Origin of the sequence: Hydrogenophaga sp. (genome assembly GCF_051858985.1) — a bacterium.
GTDB lineage: Bacteria > Pseudomonadota > Gammaproteobacteria > Burkholderiales > Burkholderiaceae_C > Hydrogenophaga.
In genome coordinates this window covers 378300-394514 of sequence record NZ_JBHYGM010000001.1, presented here as the reverse complement: position 1 = coordinate 394514, position 16215 = coordinate 378300, and the positions used below count along the sequence as shown (strand labels likewise).

General features: G+C 61.3%; 21 protein-coding genes. 11 read left to right on the top strand and 10 right to left on the bottom strand.

Translation table 11 applies throughout. The features are described from left to right. The first annotated feature begins 6 nt into the window (after window positions 1–6). From ACTIEY_RS01880 to ACTIEY_RS01870, 3 genes are all read left to right on the top strand, one after another. On the top strand, window positions 7–330 hold the full coding sequence (locus ACTIEY_RS01880; RefSeq protein ID WP_137922107.1) for a YnfA family protein: 324 nt from the start codon (window positions 7–9) through the stop codon (window positions 328–330). An 85-nt stretch (window positions 331–415) separates the two neighbouring features. Further along, complete coding sequence (locus ACTIEY_RS01875) at window positions 416–1069, top strand: DsbA family protein (RefSeq protein ID WP_137922108.1); 654 nt, start codon at window positions 416–418, stop codon at window positions 1067–1069. Window positions 1070–1519: 450 nt separating this feature from the next. Then, on the top strand, window positions 1520–1813 hold the full coding sequence (locus ACTIEY_RS01870) for a hypothetical protein (protein ID WP_439517422.1): 294 nt from the start codon (window positions 1520–1522) through the stop codon (window positions 1811–1813). A 338-nt stretch (window positions 1814–2151) separates the two neighbouring features. Here ACTIEY_RS01870 and ACTIEY_RS01865 read toward each other — a convergent pair whose 3' ends face one another. Continuing rightward, window positions 2152–4347, bottom strand: a complete 2196-nt coding sequence (locus ACTIEY_RS01865; protein ID WP_439517421.1) for a heavy metal translocating P-type ATPase — start codon at window positions 4345–4347, stop codon at window positions 2152–2154. A 138-nt stretch (window positions 4348–4485) separates the two neighbouring features. On the opposite strand from ACTIEY_RS01865, the gene ACTIEY_RS01860 reads away from it, so the two are divergent. The 6 genes from ACTIEY_RS01860 to ACTIEY_RS01835 all read left to right on the top strand — a co-directional run bounded on the left by ACTIEY_RS01860 (window position 4486) and on the right by ACTIEY_RS01835 (window position 9220). Continuing rightward, window positions 4486–4677: a heavy-metal-associated domain-containing protein gene (locus tag ACTIEY_RS01860; protein ID WP_137922110.1), complete on the top strand. Its 192-nt coding sequence runs from the start codon at window positions 4486–4488 to the stop codon at window positions 4675–4677. Window positions 4678–4777: 100 nt separating this feature from the next. Then, entirely contained in the window at window positions 4778–5425 is a 648-nt protein-coding gene (locus tag ACTIEY_RS01855; RefSeq protein WP_328793965.1) for a MerR family DNA-binding protein, read from the top strand. Window positions 5426–5505: 80 nt separating this feature from the next. Continuing rightward, window positions 5506–5919, top strand: a complete 414-nt coding sequence (locus tag ACTIEY_RS01850) for a hypothetical protein (protein ID WP_159604227.1) — start codon at window positions 5506–5508, stop codon at window positions 5917–5919. Window positions 5920–6050: 131 nt separating this feature from the next. After that, window positions 6051–6527, top strand: coding sequence for a hypothetical protein (locus ACTIEY_RS01845; RefSeq protein ID WP_159604225.1), 477 nt, complete (start codon window positions 6051–6053; stop codon window positions 6525–6527). Window positions 6528–6630: 103 nt separating this feature from the next. After that, window positions 6631–6879, top strand: a complete 249-nt coding sequence (locus ACTIEY_RS01840; protein ID WP_159604223.1) for a DUF2933 domain-containing protein — start codon at window positions 6631–6633, stop codon at window positions 6877–6879. Between the two features lie 10 nt (window positions 6880–6889). Next, complete coding sequence (locus ACTIEY_RS01835) at window positions 6890–9220, top strand: heavy metal translocating P-type ATPase (RefSeq protein WP_159604221.1); 2331 nt, start codon at window positions 6890–6892, stop codon at window positions 9218–9220. A gap of 220 nt (window positions 9221–9440) precedes the next feature. On the opposite strand, the gene ACTIEY_RS01830 is transcribed toward ACTIEY_RS01835, so the two are convergent. The 4 genes from ACTIEY_RS01830 to merT all read right to left on the bottom strand — a co-directional run bounded on the left by ACTIEY_RS01830 (window position 9441) and on the right by merT (window position 10760). Next, a complete protein-coding gene (locus ACTIEY_RS01830) occupies window positions 9441–9725 on the bottom strand; it encodes a CopK family periplasmic copper-binding protein (protein WP_159604219.1) in 285 nt (94 codons plus the stop codon). 128 nt (window positions 9726–9853) lie between these two features. Beyond that, on the bottom strand, window positions 9854–10078 hold the full coding sequence (locus ACTIEY_RS01825) for a GDCCVxC domain-containing (seleno)protein (RefSeq protein ID WP_159604217.1): 225 nt from the start codon (window positions 10076–10078) through the stop codon (window positions 9854–9856). Next, on the bottom strand, window positions 10075–10356 hold the full coding sequence (gene merP / locus ACTIEY_RS01820; protein WP_236574262.1) for a mercury resistance system periplasmic binding protein MerP: 282 nt from the start codon (window positions 10354–10356) through the stop codon (window positions 10075–10077). Before merP ends, ACTIEY_RS01825 begins: the two co-directional genes overlap by 4 nt. A gap of 14 nt (window positions 10357–10370) precedes the next feature. Next, the gene (gene merT, locus ACTIEY_RS01815) at window positions 10371–10760 is read right to left on the bottom strand and encodes a mercuric ion transporter MerT (RefSeq protein WP_159604213.1); all 390 of its coding nucleotides are present in this window, start codon (window positions 10758–10760) and stop codon (window positions 10371–10373) included. Window positions 10761–10802: 42 nt separating this feature from the next. On the opposite strand from merT, the gene merR reads away from it, so the two are divergent. Next, window positions 10803–11237, top strand: coding sequence for an Hg(II)-responsive transcriptional regulator (gene merR / locus ACTIEY_RS01810; RefSeq protein WP_201450010.1), 435 nt, complete (start codon window positions 10803–10805; stop codon window positions 11235–11237). A gap of 54 nt (window positions 11238–11291) precedes the next feature. Here the strand turns inward: merR and ACTIEY_RS01805 are convergent, their stop codons facing one another. From ACTIEY_RS01805 to ACTIEY_RS01785, 5 genes are all read right to left on the bottom strand, one after another. Continuing rightward, the gene (locus tag ACTIEY_RS01805) at window positions 11292–11702 is read right to left on the bottom strand and encodes a DUF305 domain-containing protein (protein WP_236574261.1); all 411 of its coding nucleotides are present in this window, start codon (window positions 11700–11702) and stop codon (window positions 11292–11294) included. A 212-nt stretch (window positions 11703–11914) separates the two neighbouring features. After that, window positions 11915–12277, bottom strand: coding sequence for a copper-binding protein (locus tag ACTIEY_RS01800; RefSeq protein WP_201450009.1), 363 nt, complete (start codon window positions 12275–12277; stop codon window positions 11915–11917). Window positions 12278–12316: 39 nt separating this feature from the next. Continuing rightward, the gene (locus ACTIEY_RS01795; RefSeq protein WP_159604211.1) at window positions 12317–12808 is read right to left on the bottom strand and encodes a cupredoxin domain-containing protein; all 492 of its coding nucleotides are present in this window, start codon (window positions 12806–12808) and stop codon (window positions 12317–12319) included. Between the two features lie 48 nt (window positions 12809–12856). Continuing rightward, window positions 12857–14245, bottom strand: a complete 1389-nt coding sequence (locus ACTIEY_RS01790) for a multicopper oxidase family protein (RefSeq protein WP_159604209.1) — start codon at window positions 14243–14245, stop codon at window positions 12857–12859. A 30-nt stretch (window positions 14246–14275) separates the two neighbouring features. Further along, the gene (locus tag ACTIEY_RS01785) at window positions 14276–15385 is read right to left on the bottom strand and encodes a hypothetical protein (protein WP_439517420.1); all 1110 of its coding nucleotides are present in this window, start codon (window positions 15383–15385) and stop codon (window positions 14276–14278) included. 140 nt (window positions 15386–15525) lie between these two features. Here ACTIEY_RS01785 and ACTIEY_RS01780 point away from each other — a divergent pair, with 140 nt between their 5' ends. Further along, window positions 15526–16209 carry a heavy metal response regulator transcription factor gene (locus ACTIEY_RS01780; protein ID WP_159604205.1) on the top strand — a complete coding sequence of 228 codons (684 nt, stop codon included), beginning with the start codon at window positions 15526–15528 and terminating at the stop codon, window positions 16207–16209. Window positions 16210–16215 lie beyond the last annotated feature (6 nt).

Sequence of the window (16215 nt, the reverse complement as noted above, 5' to 3'; positions counted from 1 at the left end):
GCCGGTATGAAAACACTGCTGCTCTACCTGGCCACCGCCATCGCCGAGATCGTGGGTTGCTACTTGCCGTTGTTGTGGCTGCGCGGTCAGGGGTCGGGCTGGCTGTTGTTGCCCGCAGCGGCCGTGAGCCTGGCCACCTTCGCCTGGCTGCTGACCCTCCACGCCGCGCCCTCGGGGCGGGTATACGCGGCCTACGGCGGGGTCTATGTGGCGGTTGCGCTGGCATGGCTCTGGTCGGTCGATGGCGTTCGCCCGTCGATCTGGGATGGGGTGGGCGTGGCGGTCACGCTGGCGGGCATGGCGATCATTGCGTACCAACCCCGAGCATGAAACAAGAGGGCCTGCTGACCATGAAAGAAGCCAATGCGTCTGTCTCTCACCGAGCGTCGGTATCAAACGCGTTGGGTGCCACTGCATGACCCGCCGCCACATTGTTTTCCTCTCGGCGCTGGCCGCCCTCGCGGTGTTTGCTGCCGCCGTCTTTCTTTATCAGCGACACACGCTGCAGCTTGCGGCGTTGCAGGCTTCAGAGCAGGCCGGCGCGATGGTGCGACCGCACTCGCCGATCATTGGTGCCGAGGATGCGCCGGTCACCATCGTCGAGTTCTTCGATCCCGCCTGTGAGGCGTGCAAGGCCTTCCATCCTCGCGTGAAACAGATCCTGGCGGCGTTTCCGCGTGAGACGCGCTTGGTGATTCGGTACACGCCGTTTCATAGGGAGGCGTCTGTGGAAGCGGTGAGGATTCTTGAAGCAGCGCGTGCACAGCGGAAATTTGAACCTGTGCTTGACGCCTTGCTGGACGGGCAGCGGGCGTGGACGGGTCAACGCACGAACGCCTCCTTGCGAGCGTGGGCCATTGCGCAATCGGTCGGCCTGGACGTGGAGCAGGCACGCCAGTATATCGCCGCTGGTTCGGTGGATGCCTTGCTGGCGCAAGACGTCGTGGATCTGAAGGCGATCGGGGTTCGAGCCACCCCGACCTTCTTCGTCAACGGTAAGCCGCTGTCTTCGACCGATCCGGATCAGCTCTTCGAGCTGGTCAAGAGAGAGGTGGAGCGCCTTCGGTAGTCGCCGTGAGCATGAGCGATTGCCTCGTGACTTTGGTGCGAGGGCGCAGCACTTGACGGCGATTTCTCGCGCATGGCGACGCATTGGACAGCGCACGTTGGTTCTCAGCGCCTTTGGTCGCGCGCCAGTGCGATGAACCCTGTCTCTCGGAACACCACGCCGTCTTTTTTCAGCGTGGCAAAAGTGGGGTAAAGCGCCTAGTGGGTCACGGCCAGTTCGGTTACCACGGACTTCAGACCGGACCCGATGCGCAGGTGATCTCGACCTCGTGTATGCGCTGCACGAATAGTTTGACGCCCAACTCGCCGATCACGGCAAGGACGCCATGGCTGGCCATGCTGGGCACGGCGATATGAAGAAGCAGTGAGGCTGCTTCAGATCCGCAGGAGCCTCGCCTTCAACCCGAGCTCAAGCAGCTCCCCTAACCACCACACCAACATCCTCGCCGCCGTGGCTGCAATTGTTCTTCTGGTAGCCGTCGTGCTGCCAGCCGAATACGGCGTCGATCCCACCGACATCGGCCGCGTCTTGCGCATGACCGAGATGGGCGAGATCAAGCAGCAACTGGCGGCAGAAGCTGCTGCCGACGCTGCTGCTGTTCCAGCATCTCCCGCGCAGGCAGACGGCGCCGATGGCATAGCCACGGCCGGCGCTGCCCAGCCTTCGACTCCAGCACCCGCACCAGCGCCAGTAGCTGCCGCAGCCCCCAAGATTGATTGGCGCGACGAAGTGCCCGCACCTTGACGCCTGGAGAGGGCACTGAGATCAAGCTGAAGATGGTCCAGGGTGCCAAAGCCGAGTATTCGTGGGTGGTCGAAGGTGGAGAGGTGAACTTCGACACGCACTGAGATGCATCGGGCAAATCGATCAGCTACGAAAAAGGCCGTGGGGTTGCGGCCGATAAAGGCGTGCTGGAAGCGGCATTCACGGGCAACCACGGCTGGTACTGGCGCAACCGGGGCCAGGCCAACGTCAAGGTCATCCTGCGCACGCGCGGTGACTACACCGACATCAAGCAAATGAAGTGAATGCAGGGCGCTGCGACTTTTGTTACAGCGCCCACTTCGAACACGCTTCAGGACTTACCCTCGGCGTTTCCAACCCCGCAGCAGCAGCGCGTTGCTCACCACACTCACGCTGCTCAGCGCCATGGCAGCACCCGCCACCACTGGGTTGAGCAGACCGGCCACCGCCAGCGGGATGCCGATCACGTTGTAGGCGAAGGCCCAGAACAGGTTCTGGCGGATCTTGCGGTAGGTGCGGCGCGAGATGTCGATCGCGTCGGCCACCAGCGCGGGGTCGCCCCGCATCAGGGTGATCCCGGCGGCGTGCATGGCCACGTCGGTGCCAGTGGACATGGCAATGCCCACGTCGGCCGAGGCCAGCGCAGGGGCATCGTTGATGCCGTCGCCCACCATGGCCACAGAGCGGCCTCCTCCCTTGAGCTGGTTCACGATGGCTGCCTTGTCTGCCGGCAACACCTGGGCTTCGATCTGGTCAATGCCCAGAGCACTCCCGACGGCCATCGCGCTTCCCAGGTTGTCGCCAGTGACCATCACCGTGCGAATGCCCAGAGCTTGCAGGCTCCGAATGGCGATGATGGCGCTGGCCTTGGGCGCATCGCCAAAAGCCAGCATGCCCACCAGAACAGGTGCTTGCGTCACGTCGGCGAGCCATGAGACCGTGCGTCCTTCGTCTTCGAGCTGGCGGGCGGGTCCGGCCAGTGCCGAAGTGTCCACGCCCAGTTCCTGCATGTATCGCGGACTGCCCAGACGCAATGCACGACCCTGCACCTCGGCCGACATGCCGCGTCCCGGCACGGCGCTCACCTTGGCGGCTGAGAGCAGCTCAAGGCCGGCCTCTTCAGCGGCGTTCATCACTGCGCGTGCCAGCGGGTGCTCGCTACCCGCCTGGATCGCGGCACTCCAGGACAGCAACTCATCGTCGTGGCCGGGGGCCGGCACCGCCGCGACCAGCGTCGGCTTGCCTTCGGTGAGCGTGCCCGTCTTGTCGAACGCGACGGTGTCAATGCGGTGCGCGACCTCCAGCGCTTCGGCATCCTTGATCAGGATGCCCTGGCGAGCGGCCACCCCGGTGCCCGCCATGATGGCAGTCGGTGTCGCCAGGCCCAGTGCACAAGGACAGGCGATCACCAGCACCGCCACCGCGTTCAAAATGGCCTGCTCCCAGTTTCCGGTGGTCAGGCCCCAGCCCAGCAGGGTGAGTGCGGCGATCAGCAGCACCACCGGCACAAAGATGGCGCTCACCTGGTCCACGATTCGCTGGATCGGGGCTTTCTTCGCCTGCGCCGATTCGACCATGCGCACAATGCGCGAGAGCGTTGACTCGGCACCCACCGCAGTGGTCTCCACCAGCAGCAGTCCTTCGGCGTTGACAGCACCGCCGGTGACCTTGTCGCCCGCGTGTTTGGCCACCGGCAGACTCTCGCCCGTGATCAGCGATTCGTCCACCTGGCTGGAGCCGATGGTGATGACACCGTCCACCGGAACGCGCTCACCCGGGCGAATCACCACGGTGTCACCCACCTTCACCTGCGAAATGGCGACGTCCACGTCGCCATAAGGCATGCGCACCCGCGCCACCTCGGGCTTGAGGGCGTTGAGGGCGGCGATGGCGGCCGTGGTCTGGCGTTTGGCGCGCGACTCCAGCCATTTGCCCAGCAGCACCAGCGTGATGATCACCGCCGAAGCCTCGAAGTACAGGTGCGGCATGCCGTGTTCGGCGTGCTTGAACAGCAGATACACGCTCAGGCCGTATCCGGCGCTGGTGCCCAGCGCCACCAGCAGGTCCATGTTGCCAGCGCCGGCACGCACCGCCTTCCAGCCCGCGCGGTAGAAGCGCGCACCCAGCCAGAATTGAACGGGTGTGGCCAATGCGAGCTGCAACCAGCCATTGATCGTCCAATCGCTGCCCAAGAGCATGGCGAACATGGGCAGCACCAAAGGCAGCGACAGCGCAGCGGCCAGCGCCACCGGCCACCAGGGTTCGCCCTTGCGTTTTGCGGGCTCGGCACCCGGCTCCGCACTGGTTTCTTCGCCCACGCTGTAACCGGCCTTTTGCACCGCAGCCACCAGGCTGGCAGCCAGCGTGGAAGAGGCCGCGTTCACCGTGGCCCGTTCGGTGGTCAGGTTGACGCTGACCTCCTTCACGCCAGCAGCGGCCTTCAAGGCTCTTTCGACGCGGCCGACGCACGAGGCGCAGGTCATGCCTTCGATGGGAAACTGATGCTCGATGAGCGACAAGGTGGCGGTGTTCATGAGGCACTCCAAGGGTTGAGGGTGGAGCGAATGGTTGGCCTTGCCACGGTGGCAAGCGCAACGGCAGATGCGACTTGACATTGCCACCGTGGCAATACCCACAGTGCGGGTTCCCTCAACCCTCTTACGGAGTCATCCATGCACGAATTCCACCTCCCCGACATGACCTGCGGCCACTGCGCTTCCAAGGTGAACGTCACCCTGAAACTGGTTGATCCAGCATGCGAGATCCAGGTCGATCTGCCGCGGCGTTTGATCACCGTGAAAAGCGGTGAAGACCGCGATGTTCTGGTCGAAGCGCTGGCTGACGCTGGCTATCCAACCCTTTGAACCCCGCTCCTCAGGGCTCTCCCGGTGAGGGCCTTGACCTTCCCACCATGACAAGCTACATCCTTCGACCGTTGGAGTCATTCAAACCCCGGATCGCACTATGACCACTCTGATGAACATTGGCGAGGCGGCTGCCGCCGCAGGCGTCTCCGCCAAGATGATTCGCCACTATGAACAGATCGGCCTGCTGCCTGAGGCAGAGCGCAGCGATGCGGGTTACCGTCTGTATGGTGATCGTGAAGTCTCGGTACTGCGATTCGTCCGGCAGTCGCGCCATCTGGGGTTTTCGGTGGCCCAGATCGCCGAGCTCATCGGCCTGTGGAGCGATTCACAGCGCACGAGCCGCGAGGTGAAGGCCGTGGCGCAACGGCACCTGGCGGACCTGGAAGAGAAGCGGCGTGAAATCGAACAGATGATGGACGGGCTCTCGGTCTTGGTGAAGGCCTGCCATGGCAACGAACTGCCTCACTGCGCGATCCTGGACAAGCTATCGCGCGGCAGCCTGACCCAACACCAACCTCATCAAAAGCCGCAGCTCAAGAAGTCCCGTGCTCAGGCAGAGGCAACCAGCGCTGGCACCTCCAGCCCGATCGACCTCATGGCCTGGATGCGGGGCGTGCACGTTCACCATGACGCTCACTTAGAGGACAAGCCGTCACTGCCAAGGCAGCGAGCCGGTGTGTTCGGTGACGAACCGACCGACGTAGCGCCCAGTCGCACACTCTTTCGACGTGGGAGCCTGCCTTGACCTGCTTTCTTGATCTGCGTCAAGGCTGCTCAAGCGTCCAGGGTTAGCCTTGGATCGTTGCCTCTGTTCACCTGACTGATATGCACCTGTATCGCCACTCGCTGCGCCATGCCACCTGGATGATTTTGGCGGTGTGGCTGTTTGCGTTGGGAGCAGGTGTGGCCAATGCATGCCTTTTGAACGAATCGAACAACGGTAGTCAATCTTTGTTCGCGGCGATGCCACAGGATGTACCCGTCGCCCAAACCCATCACGGCGAACAATCCGATCCCGACGATGCCGGATGCTTGAAGTTTTGTGATGAAGCCGCTCTGGCCGTCACCAAGGTGGATCAGCCCATCGCCGATGTCAGTCCAGGGTTGGTGGGCTTGCCACACCAGGCATGGGGGCCATCCATGACCTCGGCCATCGCCACACGAGTCCGGGTGCAGGCCACCAGACCCGTGCATCTGACTGTGCCCACCGCAGCCCGCCCGCATCGGTTGACGTTGTAGGCCGCATTGCAGTCCATTGCGAAGAGTGCTTCCGCACTCTGGTCTGGCCAGATGGCCCCCGTCCCGTTTTTAGCTTCCGCCACCTTGTCGCCGCATGAGGCGGCTCTCATATTCATTCACAGAACACCACCATGAAAACTCTCCACACCATCTTCGCGATCTCTGCCGCCTTCTTGCTGACGGCATGCGCAAACCCAAGCGCACCGGGAACCGGCGCAATGTCGGTAGCCATAGCCGACGAACACAACGCCCATCAAGCGGCTGCGGCATCTTCTGCAGCACCTGCTGCCATGCCAAACGGCATGAAGGACATGCAGGCCATGCGCGACAAGATGATGAATGCCAAGACCCCAGCCGAACGGCAGGCCCTGATGAACGAGCACATGAAAACCATGCAAGAAGGCATGGCGATGATGAAAGGCATGAAGGGAACGGGCGGCATGCATGGCAAGGAAGGCATGCCAGGTATGTCCGGCATGAAGGAGATGCCCGTGGACATGGGCAAGCACCATCAGATGATGGAGATGCGCATGGACATGATGCAGACCATGATGGAAATGATGATGCAGCGCATGCCGGGTGCAGCCACCGCGCCCGTCAGCAAGTGACAAGCCATCAACGCTCAACCGGGTGCGATGGAACTGCGCATTGATCGCCAGGGGTGACACGTTCTCCCTCAACTTTCGCAGTCAACCCTGGCGGAGCGATTCAATGAACCCAGCCAACGACGAATCCAACGGGTCAACGTTCTGGCGCCGGCCTGCAGGCATGGTGCTGCTCACGGTTGCCTTGATCGCCGGCTTCTTTTTGCTGCGAGAGCACTGGGGTCATGTGCTGGGTTACTGGCCCTATCTGCTGCTGCTCGCTTGTCCGCTGATGCACTTGATGCACGGGAACGGCCACGGGGGGCATGGCAGCCATTCACAGGACTCCGGGCGTACCCACAACGACGAAAAATAGGCAGACGAACATGAATGCACACCAACATCACGGCAGCAGTGCCCCGTCGGAATCGGCCTCACCAACGGACCTGAAGGATCCCGTGTGTGGCATGACCGTCACGGCGCAGTCTGGTCATATGTTGACCCACGAGGGCCGGACCTTCTATTTCTGCAGTGCCAAGTGCCAGGGCAAGTTTGCTGCGAACCCGCTGCAATACCTCGCACCCGAGCCACCCGCAGAAACCAGTCCAGCTGTGACCGGTGCGATCTACACCTGCCCGATGCACCCGGAGATTCGCCAGGACCATCCAGGGAACTGTCCCAAGTGCGGTATGACGCTCGAGCCCTTGCTGCCCGACCTTGACGACGATGACAACCCTGAACTGCGCGACTTCCAGCGCCGCTTTTGGTGGACCTTGCCGCTCACGGGGGTGGTGTTCGTGCTCGCGATGTTTGGTCACCGATTGCAGTGGTTCGACATGGGTACCCAAAGCTGGATTGAACTCGTGCTGGCGGTACCCATCGTGCTCTGGGCCGGGTGGCCATTCTTTGTGCGCGGCGCGCAGTCGGTGGTGAACCGCAGCCCGAACATGTGGACCCTGATCGGCCTGGGCACCGGCGCCGCTTTCGTCTACAGCGTGGTGGCCACCGTCGCCCCGCAGGTGTTCCCGGACTCGTTCATCTCCATGGGCCGCGTGGCCGTTTACTTTGAAGCCGCCGCCGTGATCATCTCGCTTACGCTGCTGGGGCAGGTGCTCGAACTAAAGGCCCGTTCTCAGACCTCGGCGGCCATCAAGTCGCTGCTTCGTCTGGCGCCAAAGACCGCCCGGCGCATCCGGGAAGACGGCACCGAAGAGGATGTGCCACTGACCCATGTGCATGTAGGCGACTTGCTGCGCGTGCGCCCAGGCGAAAAAGTACCGGTGGACGGCGAGGTGACGGAGGGCGGCAGCTCGATCGATGAATCCATGCTCACGGGCGAGCCGATGCCCGTCACCAAACGCGTGGGCGACATGGTGATCGGCGCCACGCTGAACACCAGTGGCGCGCTGGTGATGCGATCTGAGCGCGTCGGCGCGTCCACCATGCTGTCGCAGATCGTGCAGATGGTGGCCCAGGCACAGCGTTCCCGTGCGCCCATGCAACGCATGGCCGATGTGGTGGCGGGTTACTTCGTCCTCGCTGTGGTGGGCATTGCGTTGTTGACCTTCTTTGGCTGGGGTCTGTTCGGTCCCGAGCCAAGCTGGGTGTTCGGCCTGATCAACGCGGTGGCCGTGCTGATCATTGCCTGTCCTTGCGCGCTGGGCCTGGCCACGCCCATGTCCATCATGGTCGCCACCGGTCGCGGCGCCACACACGGCGTGTTGTTCCGGGACGCAGCGGCCATAGAGAACATGCGCAAGATCGACACCCTCATCATCGACAAGACCGGAACGCTTACCGAAGGCCGTCCCACGTTTGAGCGCGCCGTTCCCGCGCCAGGCTTTGACGCCGATGAGGTGCTGCGCCTAGCCGCCAGCCTGGACCAGGGCAGCGAACACCCTTTGGCCGAGACCATCGTGCGCGCCGCCCGCGAGCGCAGCATGTCTTTGGACAAACCCGAGAACTTTGAATCTGGCTCGGGCATTGGCGTGCGTGGGCAAGTGGGAGGTCGTCAGCTGGCTCTGGGCAACACCACGCTGATGGAGCAGATCGGTGTAGCGGTTGGTGCGCTGGTGCCGCAGGCCGAGGCCCTGCGCGCAGAAGGTGCCAGCGTGATGTACCTGGCCGTTGATGGACAGCTGATGGGCCTGTTGGCGGTGTCCGATCCGGTCAAGGCAAGCACGCCGGAGGCCTTGGCGACGCTCAAGGCCTCCGGCCTGCGCATCGTGATGGCAACCGGGGACGGACTGACCACAGCCAAGGCTGTTGCAGCCCGCTTGGGCATCGATGAGGTGCACGGCGAAGTCAAGCCGGCCGACAAACTGCAGTTGGTGGAAAAGCTGCAAAAGGAAGGCCGTGTGGTGGCCATGGCAGGCGACGGCATCAACGATGCACCGGCACTGGCCAAGGCCGATGTGGGTGTGGCCATGGGCACCGGGACCGACGTGGCGATGAACAGCGCACAGATCACGCTGGTCAAGGGCGATCTGCGCGGAATCGTGATTGCGCGCGCCCTGTCCGAAGCGACTGTGGGCAACATGAAGCAAAACCTGGTGTTTGCTTTTTTGTACAACGCGCTGGGCATTCCGATTGCGGCCGGCGTGCTGTATCCACTGACGGGGTGGCTGCTGTCGCCGTTGATTGCCGCGCTGGCCATGAGCTTGAGCTCGGTGTCGGTAATTGGCAATGCGCTGCGTTTGCGGCGCGGCAAGCCATAACGCGTCGGTTCTGCGAGCCTCGGCCAACTCCACTTGACCGGTTTCTTCCGTGATTACAGGCCGTAGCAATTGAGTGGCGTTTTGCTCAGACGAAGGGGTTGCAGTGCGACCTGCGTCCAGATCGCTGACCAAAAAAAGCAGCCCTCGCACCGATGTCGGCGGGAGGGCTGCGTGGTCAGAGACTTTTCGATCGTCCCCGTTTGGATAAATCGCCTGAAGGTCAGTTCCCGTGCCCCTTGTTCAACAGGGAACTCAGACGCGCAACTTCGTTACCCATCGTCGTGATGCTTTTGCCATCGACGGTCTGGACGACTTGACCCTTGCTAAGGTGAGTCACGCTTCCAAACTTGCTTTCCTTGGCCATCAGTCCGTCTTTGAAGACGTAGAGCGTTTCACCGTTCTGCAGTGCGATGACCTGCTTGGCCTCGGATCTGGCTGCGTCCATCGCGAATGCCGGGGCCAATGCTGCCATTGAGATGACGAGGATGCTGAGCTTGCGAATCATGGGGTTTCTCCTTCAAGAACAAATCACATTGTTCGACTGAATCAATGTGGTACGAAGTACAGATTCAATGTAGCGAGGCACCCATGACCGGCAGCTTGCGAACGCATTACATCTTGGTCAGCGCAAAGTCAGCAGGCCTTCTTGCAACCCGATTGGTCTCCTCCTTGAATCGGTGGACATGGCACCGTTCCGTAACTGCAGAACACGCAGCAGTCACCCGTCTTCGGCCGAAGAATAGCGTGGCAGTCTTCGCATTCATAGAACCATTGGCAAGCATCGGTGGGCATGACTTCAGTCCTTGCTTGTCCACACTCAGGACAGGTCAACACCGACGTCAGGAGCACTTCGGTCAAGGCTCAACTCCCGTGACGGTTGACGGGAAGCCAGCGTCCTTGGTCGCCCGGGTCAGAGCGTCCAATGAAACCTGGGTGTCGTCGTAAACCACCGAGGTCTCCCGCCTGCCGAGATTGGACTCCACGTCGACCACGCCAACCAGTTTCGTCAACGCCTTCTTGACCGTGATCGGGCAGGTGGCGCAGGACATACCGGGGACGGAAAGAGTGACGGTTCTCTGCGCTGCCCATGCAAGCGGACTCAGCACAAATCCGACAGCAATCAAGATGTGTTTCACAGCCAGGCCTTTCATCAATAGAACCAGTGAGCTATCAGCGGGAATGCCATTGCGGTGGTGAGCAGCAGCACCACGACACCGAACAGCAGTTTGTAGATGCGGTTGATGCGGGGAATCGCACACACCTGACCTGGTTCGCAGGCAGCCGCTGGCCTCCAGATGCTTCTTGCCGCAAAGAACAGCGCCGCCAGCGATACACCCATGAACAGCGGTTGATAGGGCTCCAAGGCCGTGAGATGGCTGATCCAGGCGCCCGAGATGCCCACCAGGATCAACACCAGTGGGCCCAGGCAGCAGGCCGATGCAAAGAGGGCTGCAAGACCACCGGCCAGCAGGGCTTTGCCGCCCTGTTCGGTAGCGGGACTGGAGATGGGTGTGTTCGGGGTGGTGGAGTGCGCTGGCATGAGATAACCTTAAAGCCGTACCCAAGTACGGAGTCAAGCGACATGAGCGATATCCACACACCTTCCGCCTCCAACATGACGATTGGCGGATTGGCCAAGGCAGCCGAAGTCAATGTGGAGACCATTCGCTTCTACCAGCGGAGGGGATTGATGCCTGAGCCGCTCCGCCCATCCGGCGGGATTCGCCGCTACGCAGAAGCTGACCGTTCTCGCCTTCATTTCATCAAGTCGGCGCAGCGCCTCGGATTCAGCCTGGACGAGATAGCCGAGCTGCTGCAACTCGACGATGGCGCCAGCTGTGTCCAAGCCCGAACCAAAGCACAGACCAAGCTCGCGGATGTGAAGAGCAGGCTTGAGGACCTGCACCGGATTGAAGGAGTGCTTGAGGGATTGATTCGACTCTGCGGAGCATCCAGGGGCAAGGTGCGATGCCCGCTGATTGCAGCCTTGAAGACCGACGCTTCGTTGAGTGCCTGAGCCAGCGCTTATGCGTATGTCAGCAGCACCGCCGCTTTGCCCCTGCCATACAGATCACTTCTGCTTGGCAAGCCACTTGTCGAACTGAGCAATCTCTTTCTTTTGCGCCACGATGATCTGCTTTGCCATGGCCTTCATCTCGGGTGACTTGCCGGTTTTGAGCTGCATCTCGGCCATGTTCAAAGCTTGCTGGTGATGAATTTTCATCATCATCGCGAAGTCCTTGTCGGTATTGCCTGACATGGGCATCTTTTGCATTTCCTCCATGCCCATCATCATGGAACCTTTCATGTCGTGTGCACCTGTGGCGCCTTTGTGCATATCGGACATGGGCATCGTCGCTGGGCCTGTGGCTGGCGTGGACTGGGCATGCGCCGATAGCGACATGAGCACAGTCAGCGAAACGGCGCACAGAGCTTTGGCAGGCACAGTGGTAAAGCGTTTTGCGGTGGATTGATGGTTCATGTGAGTTCCTATAAATTGCCCGAAGTCGGGTTCACCATCATTGACAACGACGCTCGGATTGACTGTGCGCCAACGTACGCCTGCTCATTGGTTGCGAGACTGTGTCGGACCGGTTTCACATAGCAGGGAGGACGTCGCCCATGCAAAAAAGGGATCGGTCATCACAACCGATCCCTTGACCACAACCGACCCATAGGGTCGGATTGGTTAAATCACTTCATCGCTTTGATATCGGTGACCACCATCTTGCCGGCGTCCTGAATGACGATGAACTGGATCTTCTCGCCCACCTGGACTTTGTCCAGCATGGCCTTGTCCTTGACGTTGAATACCATGGACATCGGAGGCATGTCCATGTGCTTGATCTCGCCATGCTTGATCGTGACCTTGCCGTTTTCCTTGTCGATCTTGCGAATTTCGCCGTCGGTCATGCCTGGTGTGGCTGTCATGGTCATCTTGCTGTGATCCATTCCCATTTTGCTGTGGTCTGCACCCGCTTGCGCCATCGAAGGCAAGGACAGGGAGAGCGCGGCAGCGGTGAGGAGTTGCGCAACGGTTTGGGTGTATTTGTTCATGATGTGTTTCCTTGATTGAGATCTCGTGATCGGGGAGGCTTATTTGGCAACGACTTTGATTTTGCCGACCATGCCCGCTTCGTAGTGGCCTGGCAGCAGGCAGGCGAAGTCGAACTCACCGACCTTGTTGAAGTTCCAGACGATTTCTCCTTTTTTGCCAGGACCTACGTGGGCCATGTAGGGCTCATCGTGCTCCATATTGGGAAACTTCTTCATCAGTGCAGCGTGCTCATCGAGCTCTTTCTTGGTTCCCAAGACGAACTCGTGCATCACCTTGCCACCGTTGACGTGCACGAACCTGATTGTTTCGCCCTGTTTGACCTCAACGAGATCGGGTGTGAAGCGCATGTTGTCGGTCATACTGATTTCCACGGTGCGCTTGACGGCGTTCGAGTGACCGCCGATGCCCCAATCTTTTTGTTCCATTTTCATGGGCGCTGCTCCTTTGGCGTGTTCCTTGTCGCCATGAGCAAATGAAGACGTTGCGGCCGCCAGCATGGCGGACACGATCAGGGTTTTGGTGATGTGCATGTGGAGATTCCTTGTCGATGGTTGAGTTGAGGGGCGCGAATGATTTGATCAATGCTTCATGGCGGAGCCGCTGGGCTTGACCGCCTTTGCTGTGGCGGGTGCCGTGTCTGCACTGACCTTGGGCCTGACGGCGGGCAACGGCGCACCGGTCCATTCGTGCGCAACAGTGCCTTCGGGGAACTTGTACGGACCCGGGTCCTTGTAGTCGCCTGGTTTCTGGTCCTTGCGAACCTTGAACACGGTGAACATGCCACCCATCTCCAGCGGACCGAACTGGCCCGTTCCCGTCATCATGGGAGCGGTGTTGTCCGGAATGGGCATCTGCATTTCACCCATGTCGGCCATGCCGCGCTCGCCCATCAGCATGTAGTCGGGCACCACCTTCTGGATCTTGTTGACAAGGCCTCGGTGGTCCACACCGATCATGGTGGGCACGTCGTGGCCCATGGCGTTCATGGTGTGGTGGCTCTTGTGGCAGTGCATGGCCCAATCGCCTTCCTCGTCGGCAATCAGCTCGATCTGGCGCATCTGTCCCACGGCCACGTCGGTGGTCACTTCATACCAGCGCGTGCTCGGTGGCGTCGGGCCACCGTCGGTGCCAGTCACCAAAAACTCGTGACCGTGAAGGTGGATCGGGTGGTTGGTCATGGTGAGATTGCCGACACGAATGCGCACGCGATCGTTCAGTCGCACGTTCAACGTGTCGATGGCGGGGAACACCCGGCTGTTCCAGCACCAGATGTTGAAGTCGGTCATCGTGGCGATCTTGGGCGTCTTGCTGCCGGGCTCGATGTCGAACGCGTTGAGCAGGAAGCAGAAGTCACGATCCACCTCACTGATGTGGGGATGCTTGCCCTTGGGGTGGGTGACCCACATGCCCATCATGCCCATGGCCATCTGGACCATTTCGTCCGCATGCGGGTGGTACATGAAGGTGCCCGGGCGGCGCGCTTCAAATTCGTAGACGAAGGTCTTGCCCACGGGGATGGCAGGCTGGTTGAGGCCACCCACACCGTCCATGCCGCTTGGCAGGCGCTGGCCGTGCCAGTGGATGGTGGTGTGCTCGGGCAGCTTGTTGGTGACGAAAATGCGCACGCGGTCGCCCTCGACCACCTCGATGGTCGGGCCCGGGCTCTGGCCGTTGTAACCCCACATATTGACCTTGAAGCCCGGCGAGACCTCGCGCACCACGGGTTCTGCCACCAGATGGAATTCCTTGACGCCGTTGTTCATCTTCCACGGCAGGGTCCAGCCGTTGAGCGTGACCACCGGGTTGTAGGGTCGACCGGTGGTGGGCACCAATGGAGGCGCTGTGTCCACAGACGTTTGGTAGACAGGCTCGGGCAAAGCGGCCATGGCAGATCGCGCAACCGCCAGCCCAGCCACCGAAGCGGCAGCACCCGCGAAAAACTGACGACGTGAATTGAGGAGACTCATGTTGGTTTTCTTTCTATGCGTTCGATGCGATCAGTGGCCAGCGGCGGCAGCGGGCTCACCGCCGCCGCCGCCCAGAGAGACAAAGCTGTCGGGCGCACCGCCTTGAAGGACCCACTGCAGATCGGTCTCTGCAATCCAGAAGTCCCGCTGCGCCTCGATGGCGCTGGCCACCGCTTGTGACTGGCTGGAAACCTCACCCAACAAGTCCCACACACTTTTGAGCATGCCGTTGTAGTGAAGAACGGTTTCTTCGGTGATGAACTCTCGAACTTTCAGCACTTCTTCGCGCGCACTCACAGCCAGGGCGTGGCTGGAGAGGTAGGCCTGGCGAGCGAGGCGGGCGTTGGCGCCATTGCGCATGCCCTCGGCGCGCGGCAGTTGTGCAGCAATGGCCGCAGCGCGCTCGTCCAGCACTTGCGGCGACAAGGCTTGGACCGGCACATCGGGCAAACGGTCAGGCAGCGCAACAGCGCTGTGCATGCCGGTGAGGCCCAACGTTTTGATGAGTGAGGCTTCGGCCTGCGCGGCGGCGTTCTGTGCGCGTCGCACGTTCATCTTGGCGGATGACTGAGCCAGTTGAACCTGGGCCTGCTGGAGCTTGCTCCAATTGCCCACACTCACCATGCGGCGACCCAGCTCGTTGCCGGCCTCGGCGGCGTCGAGCGCATCGCGGTGCTGTTTGAGAACCTGGCGCGCAGCCACTGCCTGAAACCACGCCTTGCGACCTTGAGCGGCGACTTCCAGCAGCTCGTCCATGTCGTCTACCCTGCGCTGATGGATGGGATCAAGCTCGGCCCACTGGCCTTTGGCAATCAAATCCACGTTGGCCGTACCGATCCTGTTCATGGGTTTGACCAAATCCAGGTGGGCCCGCCAGGCCTGACGCACGGCGTCTTCCGCCGTCATGAGGCTCAGGCTGGGAGACGCCAACTCCTGACCTGCTGCAGCGGGAACGTTCTCTTTTTCCCACTTGAGGATGTCGGCATGGCCGCGTTTGAACTGCCCAACGGCGTCGTTGGCTTCGCGCCAGTTTTTCTCAGGAGGGGCCGGTGCGATCTGGGCGGAAACGACCATGGGGAGCGCCAGCACGCCCAGAACGATGGCCCGCAGTGCGGAGGAAGGGTAACGTCGATGAATCACTGATTTGCTCCTGTTCAACTGTTTCAAGCAGGAGGCAGTGTGCAAAAGGCCACCCGTCACGAACCTGTCGGTTTCATTACAAAGTTGTCAGGTTCGGTTGCAGATGGCCGCTGGCAGTCAAAATCGCCGCAGGAGTGAACGTGAAAATCTTGATTGTTGAAGACGAACGCAAAACGGGTGAGTACCTGTGCATGGGACTGCGCGAGGCGGGCTACGCGGTAGAGCTGCTCAACAACGGTGTGGACGGATTGCACCAGGCGCTGGAGGGCGACCACGACCTCATCATTCTGGACGTCATGCTGCCCGGCATGGACGGCTGGCAGGTGCTCAGAGGTCTGCGTGCCCAAGGCCGGGAGATGCCGGTGCTGTTCTTGACCGCCAAGGACCATGTGGACGACCGCGTCAAGGGTCTGGAGCTCGGAGCGGACGACTACCTGGTCAAGCCGTTTTCGTTCTCTGAGCTGTTGGCCAGGGTGCGCACCATCTTGCGCCGTGGGCGCTCGGGTATGGAGCCCACCACCCTGCAGGTCGCGGATCTGGAGCTGGACTTGCTGCGCCGTCGGGTCACCCGCGCGGGCAAGCGCATCGACCTGACCGCCAAGGAGTTCGGATTGCTCGAATTGCTGATGCGCCGCAAGGGTGAGGTGTTGCCACGCTCGCTGATCGCCTCCCAGGTGTGGGACGTCAACTTCGACAGCGACACCAACGTCATCGAGGTGGCCATGCGCAGGCTACGTGTCAAGGTGGACGACGGGTTTGAGTGCCGCCTGTTGCAGACGGTGCGAGGCATGGGTTACGTGCTGGAAGTGCCGGAGCACCCCTGATGATCC

What these genes read in the sequence shown, in the direction of transcription:
- ACTIEY_RS01800 (WP_201450009.1), bottom strand. Translation starts at nt 12,277, where the DNA reads ATGAACAAATACACCCAAACCGTTGCGCAACTCCTCACCGCTGCCGCG.
- ACTIEY_RS01855 (WP_328793965.1), top strand. Translation starts at nt 4,778, where the DNA reads ATGACCACTCTGATGAACATTGGCGAGGCGGCTGCCGCCGCAGGCGTC.
- merR (WP_201450010.1), top strand. Translation starts at nt 10,803, where the DNA reads ATGAGCGATATCCACACACCTTCCGCCTCCAACATGACGATTGGCGGA.
- ACTIEY_RS01830 (WP_159604219.1), bottom strand. Translation starts at nt 9,725, where the DNA reads ATGATTCGCAAGCTCAGCATCCTCGTCATCTCAATGGCAGCATTGGCC.
- merT (WP_159604213.1), bottom strand. Translation starts at nt 10,760, where the DNA reads ATGCCAGCGCACTCCACCACCCCGAACACACCCATCTCCAGTCCCGCT.
- ACTIEY_RS01795 (WP_159604211.1), bottom strand. Translation starts at nt 12,808, where the DNA reads ATGCACATCACCAAAACCCTGATCGTGTCCGCCATGCTGGCGGCCGCA.
- ACTIEY_RS01790 (WP_159604209.1), bottom strand. Translation starts at nt 14,245, where the DNA reads ATGAGTCTCCTCAATTCACGTCGTCAGTTTTTCGCGGGTGCTGCCGCT.
- ACTIEY_RS01845 (WP_159604225.1), top strand. Translation starts at nt 6,051, where the DNA reads ATGAAAACTCTCCACACCATCTTCGCGATCTCTGCCGCCTTCTTGCTG.
- ACTIEY_RS01860 (WP_137922110.1), top strand. Translation starts at nt 4,486, where the DNA reads ATGCACGAATTCCACCTCCCCGACATGACCTGCGGCCACTGCGCTTCC.
- ACTIEY_RS01835 (WP_159604221.1), top strand. Translation starts at nt 6,890, where the DNA reads ATGAATGCACACCAACATCACGGCAGCAGTGCCCCGTCGGAATCGGCC.
- ACTIEY_RS01865 (WP_439517421.1), bottom strand. Translation starts at nt 4,347, where the DNA reads ATGAACACCGCCACCTTGTCGCTCATCGAGCATCAGTTTCCCATCGAA.
- ACTIEY_RS01840 (WP_159604223.1), top strand. Translation starts at nt 6,631, where the DNA reads ATGAACCCAGCCAACGACGAATCCAACGGGTCAACGTTCTGGCGCCGG.
- ACTIEY_RS01880 (WP_137922107.1), top strand. Translation starts at nt 7, where the DNA reads ATGAAAACACTGCTGCTCTACCTGGCCACCGCCATCGCCGAGATCGTG.
- ACTIEY_RS01875 (WP_137922108.1), top strand. Translation starts at nt 416, where the DNA reads ATGACCCGCCGCCACATTGTTTTCCTCTCGGCGCTGGCCGCCCTCGCG.
- ACTIEY_RS01850 (WP_159604227.1), top strand. Translation starts at nt 5,506, where the DNA reads ATGCACCTGTATCGCCACTCGCTGCGCCATGCCACCTGGATGATTTTG.
- ACTIEY_RS01805 (WP_236574261.1), bottom strand. Translation starts at nt 11,702, where the DNA reads ATGAACCATCAATCCACCGCAAAACGCTTTACCACTGTGCCTGCCAAA.